Raw genomic sequence first — 2,037 nt, forward strand, 5'->3', positions numbered from 1 at the left:
TCGAAAGACTACTCGACAGACTACCCACCACCGTGCTCATCATCTCGACGACTATCCCGATCAGGTAACCATCGTTCGGTCGCGCCATCCCTTTGAGGGATCTGCGCTTAATGTGCTTGGCTGGTGTCATCGACGCGGCGAACTTCATCTGACGCTTGTACTGCCCGATGGTACCCGTGCCCTTGTACCGGCCGCGTGGACAGATCTGCCTATCGCACAACATTTACCGCGTGCAAGCCCGCAATGCGCTCGAGCGGCATTCCTGGCTTCCCACACCGAGCTGCTGCACGCCCGGACGATCGTCGACGCTTTGCTGCGGCAATTGGATGCCGCGCATACTGTCCTGCCACCGGAATCGGAGGACAGCCATGCAGCAGCTAAGCTTTCTCGACCCACCACCTCAGCGCGGGACCGTACCCGTATGGGAGGCCCTCGATAAAGAGCAGCGCGCACATCTCGTGCTGCGACTCGCCCGACTAATCGCCCGAGCAATCGCCACTGCCGGAGATCACAACGATGAACGAACTGAGCAAGATCACCGCTGAGCACCTACGCCGATGCGCAATCGTCTACGTGCGTCAGTCCAGTACGACGCAGGTCGAGCATAATCGCGAGTCCACTGCCCGTCAGTACGAGTTAGCCGAACGCGCCGCGCGGCTTGGTTGGCGACGCGATCAGGTGACGGTCATCGATGAGGACCTCGGTATTTCCGGTTCCGGCCTTTCCGAGCGCACCGGCTTCGCGCGTATGACCGCGGAGGTCGGCCTCGGCCAGGTGGGCATCGTGCTCGGCTTGGAAGTCTCGCGACTAGCGCGCAATAATGCTGATTGGTACCGTCTGCTCGATCTATGTGGCCTGACCCACACGCTCATCGGTGATGGAGATGGGATTTATCATCCGGGCTTGTTCAATGACCGCCTGGTGCTCGGGCTCAAAGGTACGATGTCAGAGGCAGAGCTGCATGTGCTGCGTGCGCGGCTGCTCGGTGGCATCCGCAACAAGGCCGCACGCGGAGAACTGCACCGCGGGCTGCCGGTGGGTCTGGTACGGGGCGACGCCGACGGGGAGGTGCTGTTGCATCCTGACGAGTCGGTGCAAGCCGCGATCCATGCTGTCTTCGACCGCTTTGCCGAATTCGGCTCGGCACGACGCGTGTGGCTGTGGTTCCGCTCGCAAGGCCTGCGCTTTCCGCTGCACTCCAACAGCCTTGTCGATCTCCGCTGGGTCGCCCCCACTTACACAAAGATCCACCAGGTCCTCACCAACCCGTTCTATGCCGGCGTTTATGTGTATGGCCGCACCCAGCAGACATGCTATCTCGATGCGGGCGGTCGAATCCGAAAGCGCATCAGACAACGCGACCGCGAGCAGTGGCCGGTGTTCATTCGTGACCATCATGCCGGATACGTCGATTGGAATACCTTCGAGGCGAACCAGAAGCGCCTGGCGCAGAACATCCGTCCTCGACCGCACCAGAGCGGGGGTGCCGTGAGAGAAGGCGCAGCACTCCTGCAAGGCCTCGCCGTATGCGGACACTGCGGTCGGCGCCTGGCCGTACACTACAGCGGCCGGTTCTCGGCGCCCGGATATCACTGCGCCGGCAAGAACATCGTCAACGGCCGGGGCGAGTACTGCCTCAACATCGGCGGTGTGCAGATTGATGCGGCTGTCGCCGAAGCGTTCCTTGCGGCTCTCGCGCCCGCAGGCCTGGAAGCCTCGCTCCAGGCGATCGAGCAATTCGACGCCGATCACGAGACGACTCTCGCGCAGTTCCGTCGCGACGTCGAGCGCGCGCGCTACAACGCGCAGCGCGCCGAGCGACGCTATCGCGCCGTGGACCCGGAGAATAGACTCGTCGCGCGTGGACTCGAAGCAGAATGGGAAAGCGCTCTGCTGGAACTGAAGACTACCGAATCCGAACTCTCGGACCGCGAACATGCCCGACCGCGCTCGCTTACGCACGAAGAACGCGACGCGATCCTTGCACTCGGTAAAGACCTCAAGCGTATCTGGTTCGCTCCCACGACGAGCGATCGC

General features: G+C 62.4%; 1 protein-coding gene. It reads left to right on the forward strand.

The window, feature by feature from the left end; translation table 11 throughout:
- Positions 1-516 precede the first annotated feature (516 nt).
- The coding region (locus tag YUU_RS0145795; protein WP_027528103.1) for a recombinase family protein at positions 517-2,037 on the forward strand (1,521 nt) is incomplete at its 3' end.

It is taken from the genome of Bradyrhizobium sp. Ec3.3, from assembly GCF_000472925.1.
Classification (GTDB): Bacteria; Pseudomonadota; Alphaproteobacteria; order Rhizobiales; family Xanthobacteraceae; genus Bradyrhizobium.